Annotated in this window: 16 protein-coding genes; 3 read left to right on the top strand and 13 right to left on the bottom strand. The window is 72.9% G+C overall.

Features of this window, described 5'->3' with window-relative positions; genetic code table 11:
* Position 1 precedes the first annotated feature (1 nt).
* Positions 2–442: an Lrp/AsnC family transcriptional regulator gene (locus EIZ62_RS27860; RefSeq protein ID WP_156695422.1), complete on the bottom strand. Its 441-nt coding sequence runs from the start codon at positions 440–442 to the stop codon at positions 2–4.
* A gap of 203 nt (positions 443–645) precedes the next feature.
* On the opposite strand from EIZ62_RS27860, the gene EIZ62_RS27855 reads away from it, so the two are divergent.
* A complete protein-coding gene (locus EIZ62_RS27855) occupies positions 646–1,044 on the top strand; it encodes a hypothetical protein (protein ID WP_156695421.1) in 399 nt (132 codons plus the stop codon).
* A 351-nt stretch (positions 1,045–1,395) separates the two neighbouring features.
* Here the strand turns inward: EIZ62_RS27855 and EIZ62_RS27850 are convergent, their stop codons facing one another.
* From EIZ62_RS27850 to EIZ62_RS27840, 3 genes are all read right to left on the bottom strand, one after another.
* A complete protein-coding gene (locus EIZ62_RS27850) occupies positions 1,396–2,568 on the bottom strand; it encodes an acyl-CoA dehydrogenase (protein ID WP_156695420.1) in 1,173 nt (390 codons plus the stop codon).
* A 188-nt stretch (positions 2,569–2,756) separates the two neighbouring features.
* Positions 2,757–2,903, bottom strand: a complete 147-nt coding sequence (locus tag EIZ62_RS27845) for an SCO1431 family membrane protein (protein WP_156695419.1) — start codon at positions 2,901–2,903, stop codon at positions 2,757–2,759.
* A gap of 119 nt (positions 2,904–3,022) precedes the next feature.
* Positions 3,023–4,402 (bottom strand): C39 family peptidase, encoded by a 1,380-nt coding sequence (locus EIZ62_RS27840; RefSeq protein ID WP_156695418.1) that lies wholly within the window; start codon positions 4,400–4,402, stop codon positions 3,023–3,025.
* Positions 4,403–4,573: 171 nt separating this feature from the next.
* On the opposite strand from EIZ62_RS27840, the gene EIZ62_RS27835 reads away from it, so the two are divergent.
* Positions 4,574–5,215, top strand: a complete 642-nt coding sequence (locus EIZ62_RS27835) for a uridine kinase family protein (protein ID WP_156695417.1) — start codon at positions 4,574–4,576, stop codon at positions 5,213–5,215.
* Between the two features lie 404 nt (positions 5,216–5,619).
* Positions 5,620–7,599, top strand: coding sequence for an AAA family ATPase (locus EIZ62_RS27830; RefSeq protein WP_156695416.1), 1,980 nt, complete (start codon positions 5,620–5,622; stop codon positions 7,597–7,599).
* Positions 7,600–7,622: 23 nt separating this feature from the next.
* Here EIZ62_RS27830 and EIZ62_RS27825 read toward each other — a convergent pair whose 3' ends face one another.
* The 9 genes from EIZ62_RS27825 to EIZ62_RS27785 form a co-directional block, all read right to left on the bottom strand.
* The gene (locus EIZ62_RS27825) at positions 7,623–8,825 is read right to left on the bottom strand and encodes a hemolysin family protein (RefSeq protein WP_156695415.1); all 1,203 of its coding nucleotides are present in this window, start codon (positions 8,823–8,825) and stop codon (positions 7,623–7,625) included.
* Positions 8,822–10,168: a hemolysin family protein gene (locus EIZ62_RS27820; RefSeq protein ID WP_156695414.1), complete on the bottom strand. Its 1,347-nt coding sequence runs from the start codon at positions 10,166–10,168 to the stop codon at positions 8,822–8,824. Before EIZ62_RS27820 ends, EIZ62_RS27825 begins: the two co-directional genes overlap by 4 nt.
* Before the next feature lie 236 nt (positions 10,169–10,404).
* The gene (locus tag EIZ62_RS27815; protein ID WP_156695413.1) at positions 10,405–10,857 is read right to left on the bottom strand and encodes a PH domain-containing protein; all 453 of its coding nucleotides are present in this window, start codon (positions 10,855–10,857) and stop codon (positions 10,405–10,407) included.
* 63 nt (positions 10,858–10,920) lie between these two features.
* A complete protein-coding gene (gene hisG / locus EIZ62_RS27810; RefSeq protein ID WP_156695412.1) occupies positions 10,921–11,769 on the bottom strand; it encodes an ATP phosphoribosyltransferase in 849 nt (282 codons plus the stop codon).
* A 50-nt stretch (positions 11,770–11,819) separates the two neighbouring features.
* Entirely contained in the window at positions 11,820–12,101 is a 282-nt protein-coding gene (locus EIZ62_RS27805; RefSeq protein ID WP_156695411.1) for a phosphoribosyl-ATP diphosphatase, read from the bottom strand.
* A 34-nt stretch (positions 12,102–12,135) separates the two neighbouring features.
* Entirely contained in the window at positions 12,136–12,621 is a 486-nt protein-coding gene (gene ribH / locus EIZ62_RS27800; protein ID WP_156695410.1) for a 6,7-dimethyl-8-ribityllumazine synthase, read from the bottom strand.
* Between the two features lie 35 nt (positions 12,622–12,656).
* Positions 12,657–13,937 (bottom strand): bifunctional 3,4-dihydroxy-2-butanone-4-phosphate synthase/GTP cyclohydrolase II, encoded by a 1,281-nt coding sequence (locus EIZ62_RS27795; RefSeq protein ID WP_156695409.1) that lies wholly within the window; start codon positions 13,935–13,937, stop codon positions 12,657–12,659.
* Complete coding sequence (locus tag EIZ62_RS27790; RefSeq protein ID WP_156695408.1) at positions 13,934–14,572, bottom strand: nicotinamide mononucleotide transporter family protein; 639 nt, start codon at positions 14,570–14,572, stop codon at positions 13,934–13,936. Before EIZ62_RS27790 ends, EIZ62_RS27795 begins: the two co-directional genes overlap by 4 nt.
* Positions 14,569–15,177, bottom strand: a complete 609-nt coding sequence (locus tag EIZ62_RS27785) for a riboflavin synthase (RefSeq protein ID WP_156695407.1) — start codon at positions 15,175–15,177, stop codon at positions 14,569–14,571. Before EIZ62_RS27785 ends, EIZ62_RS27790 begins: the two co-directional genes overlap by 4 nt.

Raw genomic sequence — 15,177 nt, 5'->3', positions numbered from 1 at the left:
GCTACACGCGCGGCGGCCGGGCCTCGTAGGGAGTGGACAGGACGACCGTCGTACGGGTGGAGACGCCGGACTGCGAGCGGATCCGGGTGAGCAGGTGCTCCAGTTCCAAGGGGGTGGCCACCCGCACCTTGAGGATGTAGTTCTCCTCACCGGCGACGCTGTGGCAGGCCTCGATCTCGCTGATGTCGGCGAGCCGGTCCGCGATGTCGTCCGGGGCGCTGGGGTCGAACGGTTTCACCGAGATGAACGCGGTGAGCGGCAGCCCGACCGCCTCGGGGTCGACGACGGCGGCGTAGCCGCGGATGACTCCGCGCTGCTCGAGGCGCCGGACGCGCTGATGCACCGCCGACGTGGACAGGCCCGTGGCCTTGCCCAGGTCGGTGTAGCTCATGCGCCCGTCCTTGACGAGCAACTCGACGATCTGACGATCCAGCTCCTCCATGCGGTCAACCTATTGCCCCGGGCACCCCGCGGCACAGTCGGAGGCACCTCGGAAGGGCACCTGCGAGCGGCATGTGACGAAGACCACAGCCCATGGGGGGCGTCCTTCGTGACCGGATGGTTATTCGCGCGGGCGGAAGGGAATTGGTTGCTGTGGTCGAGGCCGCAAGAGCCTGGTCGGCCCACCCGAGGGGGAGATTCTCCATGCAGGAGCCTGTTGATTCGGTCGGATCCCACGTGGACGACGAACTCGACGCATACGACACTTTCGAAATGGTCCGGGTGATCTGCCCGGACTGCTCGCAGCCCATCGCGCTCCTCGCGGACGAGGACGCGCTGCCGGAGCACGCCCTGTGCCCCACGCCGTGGAACCCGTTCGTGCTGACGGTGTGCAGCGGTACGGGGCGGGCGGCGGCGGAGGCCCGCCCGGCCGACGAGTCGCTGGAGCTCCAGGAGCAGGACACCGCCCTGCTGCTGACGCTCCCTCAGGGGCTCGACTGGCGCACCCAGCCGTTCTCGCACGTGGGCGGTCCCGGGTCGCGCCCCCTCAAGATGCCGCGCCCCTCGGGCCGCCGGATGCCTCCGATGCGCCGGGCGGCCTGAGCGGTCGTCACCGTCCCCGGCGGGCCCGCGTTGTGGCGTCCGCCGGGCAGGGCCCGGCGGCGGTGCGGGTGGGTGACGAACTGCCGCGCGAATGCGGAGACGGGTGACCGGGCGGGACCGCCCGGCGTTGGCCGGGCATGAGCTCGCTGTACTCGACGTACCCGACGAGCGGCTACGGCGTGAGCCGCATGGTCCGGGGCCGGGAAGAATCGGTTCCGCAGCCCGCCGACCCGCCCATCTACCGGGCGCTGGTCCGCCACTGGGCCGGCAGCGGCCGGACCGTGCCGGGCCGCCGTGACCAGGAGTGGACCAGGCTCACGGCGGCGCCGGTGTGGACGCTTCCCGGGGAGATCAGCGGGACTCGGGGCCCACGACGTGACGGGCGATGACCATCCGCTGGATCTGGTTGGTGCCCTCGACGATCTGGAGCACCTTCGCCTCGCGCATGAACCGCTCGACCGGGAAGTCGGCGGTGTAGCCGTAGCCGCCCAGGACCTGGACGGCGTCGGTGGTGACCCGCATCGCCGCGTCCGTGCAGAACAGTTTGGCCATGGCCGCCTCCCGGGAGAAGGGCAGGCCGGCGTCGCGCAGCCGGGCGGCGGTCAGGTACAGCGCACGCCCCGCCTCGATCTGGGTGGCCATGTCGGCCAGCATGAACCGCAGGCCCTGGAAGTCGGCGATGGGGTGCCCGAACTGCTTCCGCCCGGTGGCGTAGGTGACCGCCTCGTCGAGCGCCGCCTGGGCGACGCCGATGGCGCACGCGGCGATGCCGAGACGCCCTGAGTCCAGCGCGGAGAGGGCGATGGCGAAGCCCTGGCCCTCCTCGCCGATGCGGCGGGCGTCGGAGACGCGCACCCCGTCGAAGTGCAGCTGCGCCGTGGGCGAGCCCTTCATGCCCATCTTCTTCTCGGGCGCGGCGGCCGAGAGGCCCTCGGCGTCGCCCGGCACCAGGAAGGCCGTGATGCCCCGCGGGCCCTCGACGCCCGTACGGGCCAGGACCGTGCAGAAGTCGGCGACGCCACCGTGGGTGATCCAGGCCTTGGTGCCCGTGATGATCCAGTCGTCGCCGTCGCGGACCGCCTTGGTGCGCAGGGAGGCCGCGTCGGAGCCGGACGAGGGCTCCGAGAGGCAGTACGCGCCAAGGAGCCCGCCGCCCAGCATCGCCGGCAGGTGCTCGGCCTGCTGCTCCTTGGTGCCGTACCCGGCCAGGGCGTGGCACGAGAGGGAGTGGACGCTGACGCCGAGGCCCACGGTGAGGCGGGCGGCGGCGAGTTCCTCGAGGACCTGGAGGTAGACCTCGTACGGCTGGTCGCCGCCGCCGAAGGCGGAGTCGTACGGCAGTCCGAGCAGACCGGCTTCGGAGAGCAGGGTGAAGACCTCGCGCGGGAAGCGGCCGGCGTCCTCCTCCTCCGCCGCGCGCGGAGCGATCTCCCGCTGGACGATGTCACGCACCAGGGCGATGAGATCCCTGGCCTCCTCGGTGGGCAGCTGTCGTTCCACCGGCTGCGGGGCGCGGTCGGGCATGGGGGCGCTCTCCTCCCTGTCGGGCGCTACGGCGGCGCGCGCGAAGGGTTGGGCGACGCCGCCGGGTCTCACTTCGCCGATGCTGCCTTCCCGGATCACGGAATCGGCTGACCAGCGGCTGTGGCGGGTTGAGTATGCCCGATCAGGCGGCTCCCGTCACCGGTTGGCCGCTGATCATTGCGCCTCGGTCAGAGCAGGCCGACCTTGGTGACGAGCATGGCGATGACGACGACGAGCACCCAGCCCAGGGCGTGCTCCAGGAGCTGGGGGCCGTCGTCCTTCGGCCCGCCGGTGCGGGTGCGGGGTGCGGAGAGGGCGGCGGCGTTCGTGGTCATGGCATCTCGCTCAGTGGTCTGGTCGACGGACGTCCCCCGGTGACCAGACCACAGTGCCAGCCCGGCCGGTCACCGGGGTAGAGACGTTCGTCACGCCCCGCCCCGGCGGCGGGGCGTGATCAGCGGACGCCGACCGCCGCCAGGGCCCGGCGCTGGGCGGACGTGGGGTGGGCGGGCCAGTAGAGGTAACAGACGCCGCCTGTGCCCGAGACCACTTTCCCGGCGGCGTTGTGGCGCTTGGTGCGCAGCCAGATGTTCTCCCACTCCCGGCGCCGGTAGACCCGGCGCACGGCCGCGTTGTCCGGGGACGCCGGGTCGTTGGCGATCACGTCGCCGCCGTCGGTGAACCCGATCACCGTCATCAGGTGGCCCGCCGTGCCGTAACCGGCCCCCGTCAGCTCCGTGGCCAGGAACGACTGCGACGTGATGACCGGGATGCCCGCCCGGATGAGGGTCTCCAGCTCGGTCAGCGACCGCAGCCGGGTGACGACCGCGTTCATGCCGTCGTAGGTGGCGGCGTAGGCGGCGTTGAAGGGCCAGTTGCCGCAGCCGTCGTACTGGAAGTCGAAGGTGTGGCGGGCGGCGTGGCAGACCTGGGGGTCGGTGTAGTCCGGGTCGACCCAGGCCAGGTCCTCGGCGGTCGGCCGGCGGCCCCAGTACTCGAGGATCATCTGTGAGGAGGTGGGGCTGCACCACGCCTCACCGCCGTTGTCGTACTCGGGGTACCGCCCGATGTGGATGTTCTGCGAGTAGCGCGGCACGACCAGTTCGCGGGCGAGCCCCGGGCGCGAGGCGGGCACGGTGAAGCGGTCCGGGACGTCCGACGCCATGGCGCCCGCCCGCCACACGGTGGGCGTGAGGCGGGTGCCGGGCTCGCGCAGCAGCGTGAGGCGCAGCCGGTACGCCGCCAGGCGCAGCCCGGTCGCGGGGTCGTCGACGGCGAGGGTGTCGGTCCAGACGGCGCTGCGGCCGTCCTTCTGGTCGTCGACCGAGGTGCGCCGGATGTCGCCGTCGCCGGCCGCCCAGCGGCCCATGACGTACCAGGGCGTCCCGGTGCCGTCCGAGTACCGCCCCCGCAGCTCGACCGTGATCCAGGTGCCGGCCGGGGTGTCCGCGTTCCAGGAGGCGATGACCTCGGTCGCCGGGACGGTGGAGGTGTGCTCGGGCGAGGTCCAGGTCGCGTACTCCCAGGTGGCCCGCCTTCCCGTGTGCGGGTCGGTGTAGTCGGTGCGCCCGGCGGGGGTGCCGATCACCAGCCCGGGGCGGCGGGAGGCGACGGCGCGGGTACCGGCGCGGGTACCGGACCGCCAGTCGGTGTAGGAGGTCCAAAAGCGGTTGTCGATCAGGCGGGACGACGTCCTCGGGCGGCGCCCGGGTGCCGCGTCCACGGCGGAGGCCGGCGCGGAGGAGGCCGCGGCGGTGCCGACGGTGGCGAGCGCGGCCGCCAGCACGGTGCGGCGTGCGGCGGACGATGCTCCGGGCGGCGGGGAACTGGTCATGGCGAGACCCCCGGTCGGTCGGTGACGACGGGTACGTGAGGCAGGCGCGTACGACGGACGCGTACGGCGGGTGGGCCCACTATCCCGGTTCCGGTGGCGGCCCGGCCAGCGTCGCGGCACGCGTCGCGCCACCAATATTGGTCTGCACCTGTGGCTTTGTAGGGTGGCGGCATGGACGACCTCGACCGGCCCGCCGCCGCGCTGCGCGCGCTGCCGCCCTCCTGCGGCCCGGTGCGGCTGGTCGCGGTCGACGGCCACGCCGGGTCCGGCAAGTCCACGTTCGCGGGCCGGCTGGCAACGGCGCTCGGCGGGGCCCCGGTGCTCCACCTGGACGACCTGGCGACCCACGACGAGCTGTTCGCCTGGACCGAGCGGCTCCGCGCCCAGGCACTCGGACCGCTGAGCCGTGGCGAGGTCGCGCGCATTCACCCGTACGACTGGAATCTGCGGCGCTTCGGGCCGCCCGTGCCACTCCCTCCGGCCCCCGTCGTCCTGATCGAAGGGGTGGGCGCCGGCCGCCGCGCGCTGCGGCCCCACTTGGCGCGGCTGCTGTGGATGGAGCGGGCCGCGGAGGCGTCGTGGGAGCGGGGCCGCCACCGGGACGGACCGGCGCAGGCCGCGTTCTGGGACGGGTGGACGGTGGCGGAGACACGCCACTTCGCGGCGGACCCGTCCCGGCCCTTCGCCCACGCGCTGGTACGGGAGTGTCCAGAGGGGTACGAGTGGCTGCCGGGGCCTGCTGCGGCAGCGGGCCCGAACCAGTTCATCACGGACGGTGACCACCTTTTGCCCCGTTCCGAGCCTCCGTACTGAGCAGTCGGAAATCGGCCTGCAGAGTGCCTCAACTTCGCTTGACCGACGGGGCGTACAGGTCTTACGTTCTCAATGTGCGGCTTTTCGGAGTCGCCGCAGACGCGAAGCCCCCGGTTGTTCCCCCGTGATCGGGGGCTTCGTTCTGCCCCCGCATCCCCCGTACCGACGCCGCTGAAGCACCTCACGCTCACCGTCGGTCACCGTTCCCGGACCGTTTCCGGACCGCTCCCGCACCGCTCGCGGGGCGCTCGCGCAGCCCTTCGCACCCTTAAGCGCACACTCCCCGTACAGGTACGATGCCCCTCGGTGCGGTCAAATCCCGTTCATGAGAGGGCGATTGGGAACGCTTCCGGCGGGCGGCCGCCCGGCGGACAGGTACGGGGACACGGTTTGTGGGGGACCCGATGGACACCGGCACGCAGGGCACGCAGGCCCCGGCCGACCTCGCCTGGCTGCGCGGCGTGGACGCCTACACCATGGGTGCGTATCCGCAGGCGGAGGAGGAGTTCCGGGCGGCGGTACGGATCGATCCCGGCATGGCGGACGGGTGGCTCGGGCTGCACGCCCTGCGCGTCGACACGACGACCGCCCTGCTGCGGATGTACCGCAACCGCGACCGCTTCGGTGAGCAGCGGGCCCGCTACCGCCGGACGCTCAACTCCTGGTACTGGCTCGGCTGGTGGGTGCAGCCCGTGCTGGAGAGCCCGCGCGACCTGCTCCTGGCGCACGCCTCGCACTGGCTGGACGGCCGCCACGTGCCGGAGCTGGACCGGGCGCTGGCCGGGCTGCCGCCCGTGGACGCCGACCCCCAGGTGCGCTTCCTGCACGCCTGCCGGGCCTATCTGGTCAAGGACTGGGACCAGCTCGTACGCCACACCGAGCCGCTCGTGAACGACCCGCTGCTGGGCATCGAGGCCGGGCTCTTCGGCGGCATGGCCCGGGTCCGCCTGGAGATGTACGGGCAGGCCGAGCCCCTGCTGTCCGCCGCCCTGATGCGCTGCCGCAGCGAGCAGCCGCAGCGCAAGGAGCTGCGCTACTGGCTGGCCCGCGCCCGCGAGGGCACCGGCCGCAGCGCCGCCGCCCTGCCCCTGTACCGCGCCGTGCACCGGATCGACCCGGCGTTCATGGACACCGCCGCGCGGCTCGACGCGATCGCGGAGTACGACGGGTTCGACGGCACCGACGACCCGGCGGCCGACCTGGCGGCCGTGTCCCTGTCCGGCCTCGGCCAGGACGCCGCCGACCTCACCGACACGGCCACGGACGTCCCGCCCGGCGACGTGCTCCGCCTCGGCGGCGACCCGCAGCAGCCCCAGCCGCCCGGCCAGGCACCGGGCCAGCCGCCCGGACAGACGCCCGGCCCCTCCGGCGGACAGCCGCCCGCACAGCCCCCGACGCCCGCCCACGGCGTACGGGTGTCCGCACCCCTGCCCGGCCGCCCGCGCACCCCGGCGTTCCCCGCGAGCCCCACCGACCCGGCGCTGCTCGCCCAGGCGCTCGCCGAGCTGGAGCGCATGGTGGGCCTGGAGCCGGTGAAGCGGCAGGTGAAGGCGCTCTCGGCGCAGCTGGAGATGGCACGGCTGCGGGCCGAGCAGGGACTGCCGGTGCAGCCGCCGAAACGTCACTTTGTCTTCTCCGGTCCGTCCGGCACCGGGAAGACCACGGTCGCGAGGATCCTCGGCCGGGTCTTCTACGCCCTCGGCCTGCTCGGCGGCGACCACCTCGTGGAGGCGCAACGCTCCGACCTGGTGGGCGAGTTCCTCGGCCAGACCGCGGTCAAGGCGAACGAGCTGATCGACTCGGCGCTCGGCGGGGTGCTGTTCGTGGACGAGGCGTACTCCCTGTCCAACTCCGGGTACAGCAAGGGCGACGCGTACGGCGACGAGGCGCTCCAGGTGCTGCTCAAGCGGGCCGAGGACAACCGCGACCACCTCGTGGTCATCCTGGCCGGCTACCCCGAGGGCATGGACCGGCTGCTCGCCACCAACCCCGGGCTGTCGTCCCGCTTCACCACGCGGGTCGACTTCCCCTCGTACCGGCCGCTCGAGCTGACCGCGATCGGCGAGGTGCTGGCCGCGGCGAACGGCGACGTCTGGGACGAGGAGGCGCTCGACGAGCTGCGTTCCGTCAGCGGGCACGTCGTCGACCAGGGCTGGATCGACGAGCTGGGCAACGGCCGGTTCCTGCGCACGCTGTACGAGAAGTCGTGCGCCTACCGCGACCTGCGGCTGTCCGGCTACACCGCGGCGCCCACGCGGGAGGACCTCGCCACGCTCCGCCTGCCGGACCTGATGCAGGCGTACGGCGAGGTCCTGTCGGGCCGCGGTCCCGCGAACCGCGGCCCCCAGGACCCGCCGGGCTCCACGGGCCCGGCCGGGTACTGACCGGGCGGGTGGCCCACCGGCGGTCAGGCCGTGAGGACGCCCTGCGCCGGGTCCTGGCCCACCGCCGCACCGGAACCGGGGCCGTCGAGGTCCGCCCCGGGCGGGGGGCCGGTCGCCAGGGCCGGCGCTCGGGCGGGCTCCGCGGCGGCGACGGCCGGGGTGACGACCGGGGTGACGACCGGCACCAGCGGCGTGGCCGAGCGGTGGGCCGGGTCGCGGACCTCGCCCACCAGCATCTCCAGGACGTCCTCCAGCGCGACCAGCCCCAGGATCCGCCCCGCGGGGTCGGCGACCTGGGCCAGGTGCGTGGCGGCGCGGCGCATCACGGTGAGGGCGTCGTCGAGCGGCAGCTCGGCCCGCAGCGTCGCCATCGGGCGCCACACGTGCTGCGGCACGGCCCGGTCGGCGTCCTCCAGGTCGAGCACGTCCTTGACGTGCACGAACCCCATGAAGACGCCCCCGCCCTCCGCGCACACCGGGAAGCGGGAGTAGCCGGTGCGGACGGTCAGCTCCTCCACCTCGGCCGGGGTGACCGACGGGGTGACCGTCACCAGCGACGTACGCGGGATGAGGACCTCGGAGACGGGGCGGCTGCCCAGCTCCAGGGCGTCCTCCAGCCGCTCCTGCTCGGCCGGGTCGAGGAGCCCCGCCTGGCCGGCGTCCTCGACCAGCCGGCCCAGCTGGGTGCTGGTGAACACCGCCTCGACCTCGTCCTTCGGCTCGACCCGGAACGCCTTGAGGACCAGCCGGGAGCAGGCCCCGAGGGCCGCCGTCACGGGACGGCACAGCCGGGCGAAGCCGACCAGGGCGGGGCTGAGCCACAGCGCGGTCTTCTCCGGCGCCGCCATGGCGAGGTTCTTCGGCAGCATCTCGCCGATGACCAGGTGCAGGAAGACCACCACGGCGAGCGCGATGACGTACCCCAGCGGATGGATCAGGCCCTCGGGCATGCGCACCGCGTGGAACACCGGCTCCAGGAGGTGCGCCACGGTCGGTTCGGCGACCGCGCCGAGGGTCAGCGAGCAGACGGTGATGCCGAACTGGGCGGCGGCCATCATCTGCGGCAGGTTCTCCAGGCCGTACAGGACCTGCCGTGCCCGCTTGGAGCCGGGGCCGAGCGGTTCGACCTGGCTGCGGCGTACGGACACGAGGGCGAACTCGGCGCCCACGAAGAACCCGTTCGCGAGCACGAGCAGGCCCGCGAAGAGGAGTTGGAGGACGCTCATCGCGCGGCCTCCGCGAGTTCCGGCGCCGGTGCGGCGGCGGTGCGGACCAGCCGGACGCGCTCGGCGCGGTAGCGGTCCACCCGGCGCACGGAGAGGCGCCAGCCGGGCAGGTCGGCGCGGTCGCCGGGCGCGGGGATGCGGCCGAGCAGGTCGGCGACGAGCCCGGCGACGGTCTCGTACGGCCCGTCGGGGACGTCGAGGCCTATCCGTCTGAGGGTGTGGACGCGGCAGCTGCCGTCGGCCTCCCAGGCGGCGTGTCCGTCCTCGGCGGGCACGGCGGCCAGTTCGGGCCGGTCGTCGCCCTCGGCGTCGTGCTCGTCCCGGACCTCGCCGACGAGTTCCTCGACGATGTCCTCCAGGGTGACCACCCCGGCCGTGCCGCCGTACTCGTCGACGACGACGGCGATCGGCTGCTCGTTGCGCAGCCGGTCCAGGAGCGCCTGGGCGGGCAGGGTCTCGGGGACCAGCAGCGGCGGGACGGCGACCCGGGCCACGGGGGTGCGCAGCCGCTCGGCCGCGGGCACGGCCAGCGCGTCCTTCAGGTGGACCATGCCGACGATCTCGTCGATGCGCTCCCGGTAGACCGGGAAGCGCGACAGGCCGGTGGCCCGGGTGAGGTTGACGACGTCCGCCGCGGTGGCGTCGGTGCGCAGGGCGTTGACCTTCACCCGTGGCGTCATCACGTGCTGTGCGGTGAGCCCGCCCAGGGACAGGGTCCGTACGAAGAGGTCGGCCGTGTCCTGTTCGAGCGCGCCGGCCCGCGCCGAGTGCCGGGCGAGCGACACCAGCTCGCCGGGCGTGCGCGCGGACGCCAGCTCCTCGGTGGGCTCGACGCCGAGCAGCCGTACGAGCCGGTTGGCGGCGGCGTTGAGCAGGGTGATGACGGGCCGGAAGGCGGCCGAGAACAGGGTCTGCGGCCCGGCGACGAACCGGGCGACGTGCAGGGGCCGGGAGACGGCCCAGTTCTTGGGCACGAGTTCGCCGATCACCATCTGGACGGCGGACGCGCCGAGCATGCCGATCGCGACCGCGACCCCGGAGACGGCCCCTTCGGGCAGTCCGGTCGCGGTGAGCGGCCCGTCGAGGAGCTGCGCGAGCGCCGGTTCGGCGAGCATGCCGACGACCAGCGACGTGATGGTGATGCCGAGCTGGGTGCCGGACAGCTGGAACGACAGTTCCCGCAGGGCCTTGACGACGGTACGGGCCCGCCGGTCACCCTCGGCGGCGGCACGTTCGGCGTCCGCCCGTTCGACGGTGACGAGGCCGAACTCGGCCGCCACGAAGAAGCCGTTGGCGAGGATCAGCAGGAATGCCGCGGCGAGCAGCAGGAGGGGGATGGTCATGCCGCCGCCTCCTCGGAGGGGGCGGCGCAGGTACTACCGGACGATCCGTCCATTGCTGGAGGGAATCACTCCTCGGGTCGCAGGGGCCCCGCCGGCCCGTGGTGCGTGTGCTGCCGTGTGCGCGGGGCGGTGGTGCGTCCGGCACCACCGCCCACAAGAGTAATCACGCCCGCCGCCGGCGGGGCAGAGGGTCGGCGCCCATCCGGGCGACCCGGCCGGTGCCGGACCGCTCGCCGTCAGGCGGTGTCGGTACCGGTGCCGCGGGTCTCGGCGAGGGCGCGCAGGGCCCGCGCGTCCCTGATGGCCTGCTGCTTCCCGATGCCCGGCTGGATGCCGAGGGCGGGCATGCTCGTGCCGTCGCTGAGGTCGAGGAAGACCCAGGGGTCGCCCTCGCGCAGGTTCACCTGAAGGATCTCGGCCCAGGCCAGGCGGCGGGTGCGGGTGAGGTTGACGACGGTGACGCCCTCGTCGTCGGCGACGACCTTGGGGCGGCTGAGGAGCGCGAGGACACCGAAGAAGAGCGCCGCGGTGAAGACGAAGCTGACGCGCTCCCCCGGCCCGAGCGTGTCCAGCATCAGCGCGACGGCCGTGATGGTCACGAACATCAGCAGGCCCACGGTCAGCAGGACGGCCCGGGTGCGGGTCGGCCGGAAGGTGACCGGGAGGGCGGGGGCGTGGGGGTCGGACATGGGCGTACCGGTTCTTGCTCGGGCCTGGGGTGCAGGGGGTCGGGCCGGGGGCGCGCGGGTGCCTCAGAGGCGGCAGGCGTGGATCTCGGTGGTGAGGATCGCGCGGGCGCCCAGGGCGTACAGGTCATCCATGATGCGCTGTGCCTCCCGGGCGGGGACCATGGCGCGGACGGCGACCCAGCCCTCGTTGTGCAGCGGGGAGACCGTCGGGGACTCCAGGCCCGGGGTGAGGGCGACGGCCTGCTCCAGGTGCTCGGCGCGGCAGTCGTAGTCCATCATCACGTACGACCGGGCCACCAGGACGCCCTGGAGACGGCGCAGGAACTGCTGCACCTTGGGGTCGTCGGTGGGGGCGCCGGTGCGGCGGATGACGACGGCCTCGGACTTGAGGATCGGCTCGCCGACGACCTCCAGGCCCGCGTTGCGCAGGGAGGTGCCGGTCTCGACGACGTCGGCGATGATCTGGGCGACGCCGAGTTCGATGGCGGTCTCGACCGCGCCGTCGAGGTGGACGACGGAGGCGTCGATGCCCTGGTCGGCGAGGTGCTTGGCGACGATGCCCTCGTAGGAGGTGGCGATCGTCATGCCGCCGAAGCCGGCGGGGCCGCTCGCGGTGCCGGGCTTGGTGGCGTACCGGAAGGTGGAGCGGGCGAAGCCGAGCTGGAGGATCTCCTCGGCGTTGGCGCCGGAGTCCAGCAGCAGGTCGCGGCCGGTGATGCCGATGTCGAGCTTGCCGGAGCTGACGTAGATGGCGATGTCGCGGGGGCGGAGGTAGAAGAACTCGACCTCGTTCTCCGGGTCGACCATCACCAGCTCCTTGGACTCCTTGCGCTGCTGGTAGCCGGCCTCATGGAGCATCGCCGACGCAGGTCCGGACAGTGAACCCTTGTTGGGGACGGCGATGCGCAGCATGGGGTGGGCTTCCTAACTGTGAAAGGAGTCTTCGTGGGAGCGGGGGGTGCTCAGAGGTGGGCGTAGACGTCGTCGAGCGAGATCCCGCGGGCGACCATCATCACCTGGACGTGGTACAGCAGCTGCGAGATCTCCTCGGCGGCGGCTTCCTTGCCCTCGTACTCGGCGGCCATCCAGACCTCGGCGGCCTCCTCGACGACCTTCTTGCCGATGGCATGGACACCCTTGTCCACCAGTTCGGCGGTGCGGGAGGAGGCGGGGTCGCCGGTCTTGGCCTTGAGCTCCAGCTCGGCGAAGAGCGCTTCGAAGCTTTTACGGGGTGTGTTCGCCATGATGGTCCAAGAGTACGGGGTGGGGTGTTCCCACTCAGCGCCAGGGTTCGCTGACCGTGCGCAGTGTGGTGGCGGTGGCGACGGCGGCGGTGACCGCCTCGTGGCCCTTGTCCTCGTTCGACCCCTCCAGGCCGGCCCGGTCCAGGGCCTGCTCCTCGGTGTCGCAGGTCAGTACGCCGAATCCGACGGGGACGCCCGTGTCGACGGAGACCTGGACGAGGCCCTGGGTGACGCCCTGGCACACGTACTCGAAGTGGGGCGTGCCGCCCCGGACGACGACGCCGAGCGCGACGATCGCGTCGTAGCCGCGGCCGGCGAGGACCTTGGCGACGACCGGGAGCTCGAAGCTGCCGGGGACCCGCAGCAGGGTCGGCTCGTCGATGCCCAGCTCGTGCAGGGCGCGCAGGGCGCCGTCGACGAGACCGTCCATGATCTTCTCGTGCCACTGCGCCGCGATCACGGCGACCCGGAGGTCGCCGCAGTTCTTCACGCTCAGTTCGGGTGCGCCCTTGCCGCTCACGTGCGTATCTCCTCGGTGCTGTAGTTCGTTCGGTCTTACTGGTTGTTGCAGGGCGACGCGCCGGCGGCGGCGTCGAGCCAGGGCAGGTCGTGGCCCATCCGGTCGCGCTTGGTGCGCAGGTAGCGGAGGTTGTGCTCGCCCGCCTGGACGGGCATGGGCTCGCGGCCCTTGACCGTCAGGCCGTGGCGGACCAGGGCGTCGACCTTCTCGGGGTTGTTGGTCATCAGCCGCAGGCTGCGTACGCCGAGGTCGGCGAGCATCTGGGCGCCGGCGGCGTAGTCGCGGGCGTCGGCGGGCAGGCCCAGCTCCAGGTTGGCGTCGAGGGTGTCGTGGCCGCGCTCCTGGAGTTCGTAGGCGCGCAGCTTGGACAGCAGCCCGATGCCGCGCCCCTCGTGGCCGCGGAGGTAGACGACGACGCCGCGGCCGGCCTCGGCGACGCGGTCCATGGAGGCCTGGAGCTGGGGGCCGCAGTCGCAGCGCAGCGAGTGGAAGATGTCGCCGGTCAGGCATTCGGAGTGGACGCGGACGAGGACGTCCTCGCCGTCGCCGAGGTCGCCGTGGACGAGCGCGATGTGCTCGACGCCGTCGACGGTGGAGCGGTAGCCGTAGGCGGTGTACTCGCCGTGCGCGGTCGGCAGCCGGACCTCGGCCTCGCGGCGGACGGTCGGCTCGTTGCCGCGGCGGTAGGCGATCAGGTCCTCGATGGAGATGATCGTCAGGCCGTGCTTGCGGGCGAACGGGACCAGCTCGGGGAGGCGGAGCATGACCCCGTCCTCGCCGGCGATCTCCACGATGGCGCCGGCCGGGCGGAGTCCGGCGAGCCGGGCCAGGTCGACCGCGGCCTCGGTGTGGCCGTTGCGGACGAGGACGCCGCCGGGCTGGGCGCGCAGCGGGAAGACGTGGCCGGGCCGGACGAAGTCGCCGGGGGCGGCCACGCCGGAGGCGAGGAGCTGGAGGGTGGTGGCGCGGTCGGCGGCGGAGATGCCGGTGGTGACGCCGTGGGCGGGGGCGGCGTCGACCGAGACGGTGAAGGCCGTCTTCATCGACTCGGTGTTGTCGCCGACCATCTGCGGGAGCTGGAGGCGGTCGAGTTCGTCGCCCTCCATGGGGGCGCAGATCAGGCCGCGGCACTCGCTCATCATGAAGGCGACGATCTCGGGCGTCGCCTTCTCGGCGGCGACCACGAGGTCGCCCTCGTTCTCCCGGTCCTCGTCGTCGACGACCACGACGGGGCGGCCGGCGGCGATGTCGCGGATCGCCTGCTCGACGGGGTCGAGGGCGAGGTCCGTCGCGTCCCAAAGGGGGAGGGCGCTCATGCGGGTGCTCCTTCCAGGGCGGACTCGCTCGCGCGGGAGCGCAGCCACCAGTCGCGCAGGCCCCACAGGACGAGCGCACCGTAGATCACGTAGACGAAGCCGGAGAAGGCGTAGCCGTTGACGAAGTTGAGCGGCACGCCGACGAGGTCGACGAGCAGCCAGGCGAACCAGAACTCGACCATGCCGCGCGCCTGGGCGTACATGGCGACCAGCGTGCCGACGAAGATGTACGCGTCGGGCCACGGGTCCCAGGAGAGGGCCGGGTAGGCGGTGAACAGGCCGCCGACGGCGAGGGTGCCGAGGAGGGCGCCGCCCGCCATGAGGCCGCGTTCGCGCCAGGTGGCGAAGCGCACGGCGATCGTGCCGTCCTGGCTGCGCTGCCGGCCGCGGGTCCACTGCCACCAGCCCCAGCCGGCGACGGCCATGACGACGACCTGCTTGCCGGCGCTGCCGGTGAGGTGGCCGGCGAAGGCGGCGAAGAGGATGGCGCCGGAGAGGAACTGGGCGGGCCAGGTGAGGACGGAGCGGCGCCAGCCGAGGGCCAGGGCGACCAGGCCGATGGTGTTGCCGATCATGTCGGACCACAGGATGTGCTGGCCGAAGGCGGTGAACGCCTCGGTGTTGAGCCAGGTCACTTCGCCGCTCCTTCGGCCTTGTCGCCGATGAGCCGCTCGACGTACTTGGCGATGACGTCGACCTCGAGGTTGACCGGGTCGCCGGGCTCCTTGATGCCGAGCGTGGTCAGGGCGAGGGTGGTGGGGATGAGGCTGATGGTGAAGAAGTCGGCCGCCGCGTCGACGACGGTGAGGCTGACGCCGTCCACCGTGATGGAGCCCTTCTCGACGACGTACCGGCGCAGGGCGGCCGGGAGGGAGATCTTCACGATCTCCCAGTTCTCGGAGGGGGTGCGGGCGAGGATGGTGCCGGTGCCGTCGACGTGGCCCTGGACGATGTGGCCGCCGAGCCGGTCGCCGACCGCCATGGGGCGCTCCAGGTTGACCCGGGAGCCGGTGGTGAGGGCGCCGAGGCTGGAGCGGTTGAGGGTCTCGGCCATGACGTCGGCGGTGAACTCGCCGCCGGCGGTCTCGACCACGGTGAGGCAGACGCCGTTGACGGCGATCGAGTCGCCGTGCTTGGCGTCCTCGGTGACGAGGGGGCCGCGGAGGCGGAAGCGGGAGGAGTCACCGAGGTTCTCCACGGCGGTGACCTCGCCCAGTTCTTCGACGATTCCGGTGAACAC

Origin of the sequence: Streptomyces ficellus (assembly GCF_009739905.1) — a bacterium.
Classification (GTDB): Bacteria; Actinomycetota; Actinomycetes; order Streptomycetales; family Streptomycetaceae; genus Streptomyces; species Streptomyces ficellus_A.
This window is presented reverse-complemented; position numbering and strand designations above follow the sequence as displayed.

Excerpts from the sequence above, each read along its gene's own strand:
- EIZ62_RS27860 (WP_156695422.1), bottom strand. The coding sequence starts at position 442 with ATGGAGGAGCTGGATCGTCAGATCGTCGAGTTGCTCGTCAAGGACGGG.
- EIZ62_RS27855 (WP_156695421.1), top strand. The coding sequence starts at position 646 with ATGCAGGAGCCTGTTGATTCGGTCGGATCCCACGTGGACGACGAACTC.
- EIZ62_RS27850 (WP_156695420.1), bottom strand. The coding sequence starts at position 2,568 with ATGCCCGACCGCGCCCCGCAGCCGGTGGAACGACAGCTGCCCACCGAG.
- EIZ62_RS27845 (WP_156695419.1), bottom strand. The coding sequence starts at position 2,903 with ATGACCACGAACGCCGCCGCCCTCTCCGCACCCCGCACCCGCACCGGC.
- EIZ62_RS27840 (WP_156695418.1), bottom strand. The coding sequence starts at position 4,402 with ATGACCAGTTCCCCGCCGCCCGGAGCATCGTCCGCCGCACGCCGCACC.
- EIZ62_RS27835 (WP_156695417.1), top strand. The coding sequence starts at position 4,574 with ATGGACGACCTCGACCGGCCCGCCGCCGCGCTGCGCGCGCTGCCGCCC.
- EIZ62_RS27830 (WP_156695416.1), top strand. The coding sequence starts at position 5,620 with ATGGACACCGGCACGCAGGGCACGCAGGCCCCGGCCGACCTCGCCTGG.
- EIZ62_RS27825 (WP_156695415.1), bottom strand. The coding sequence starts at position 8,825 with ATGAGCGTCCTCCAACTCCTCTTCGCGGGCCTGCTCGTGCTCGCGAAC.
- EIZ62_RS27820 (WP_156695414.1), bottom strand. The coding sequence starts at position 10,168 with ATGACCATCCCCCTCCTGCTGCTCGCCGCGGCATTCCTGCTGATCCTC.
- EIZ62_RS27815 (WP_156695413.1), bottom strand. The coding sequence starts at position 10,857 with ATGTCCGACCCCCACGCCCCCGCCCTCCCGGTCACCTTCCGGCCGACC.
- hisG (WP_156695412.1), bottom strand. The coding sequence starts at position 11,769 with ATGCTGCGCATCGCCGTCCCCAACAAGGGTTCACTGTCCGGACCTGCG.
- EIZ62_RS27805 (WP_156695411.1), bottom strand. The coding sequence starts at position 12,101 with ATGGCGAACACACCCCGTAAAAGCTTCGAAGCGCTCTTCGCCGAGCTG.
- EIZ62_RS27795 (WP_156695409.1), bottom strand. The coding sequence starts at position 13,937 with ATGAGCGCCCTCCCCCTTTGGGACGCGACGGACCTCGCCCTCGACCCC.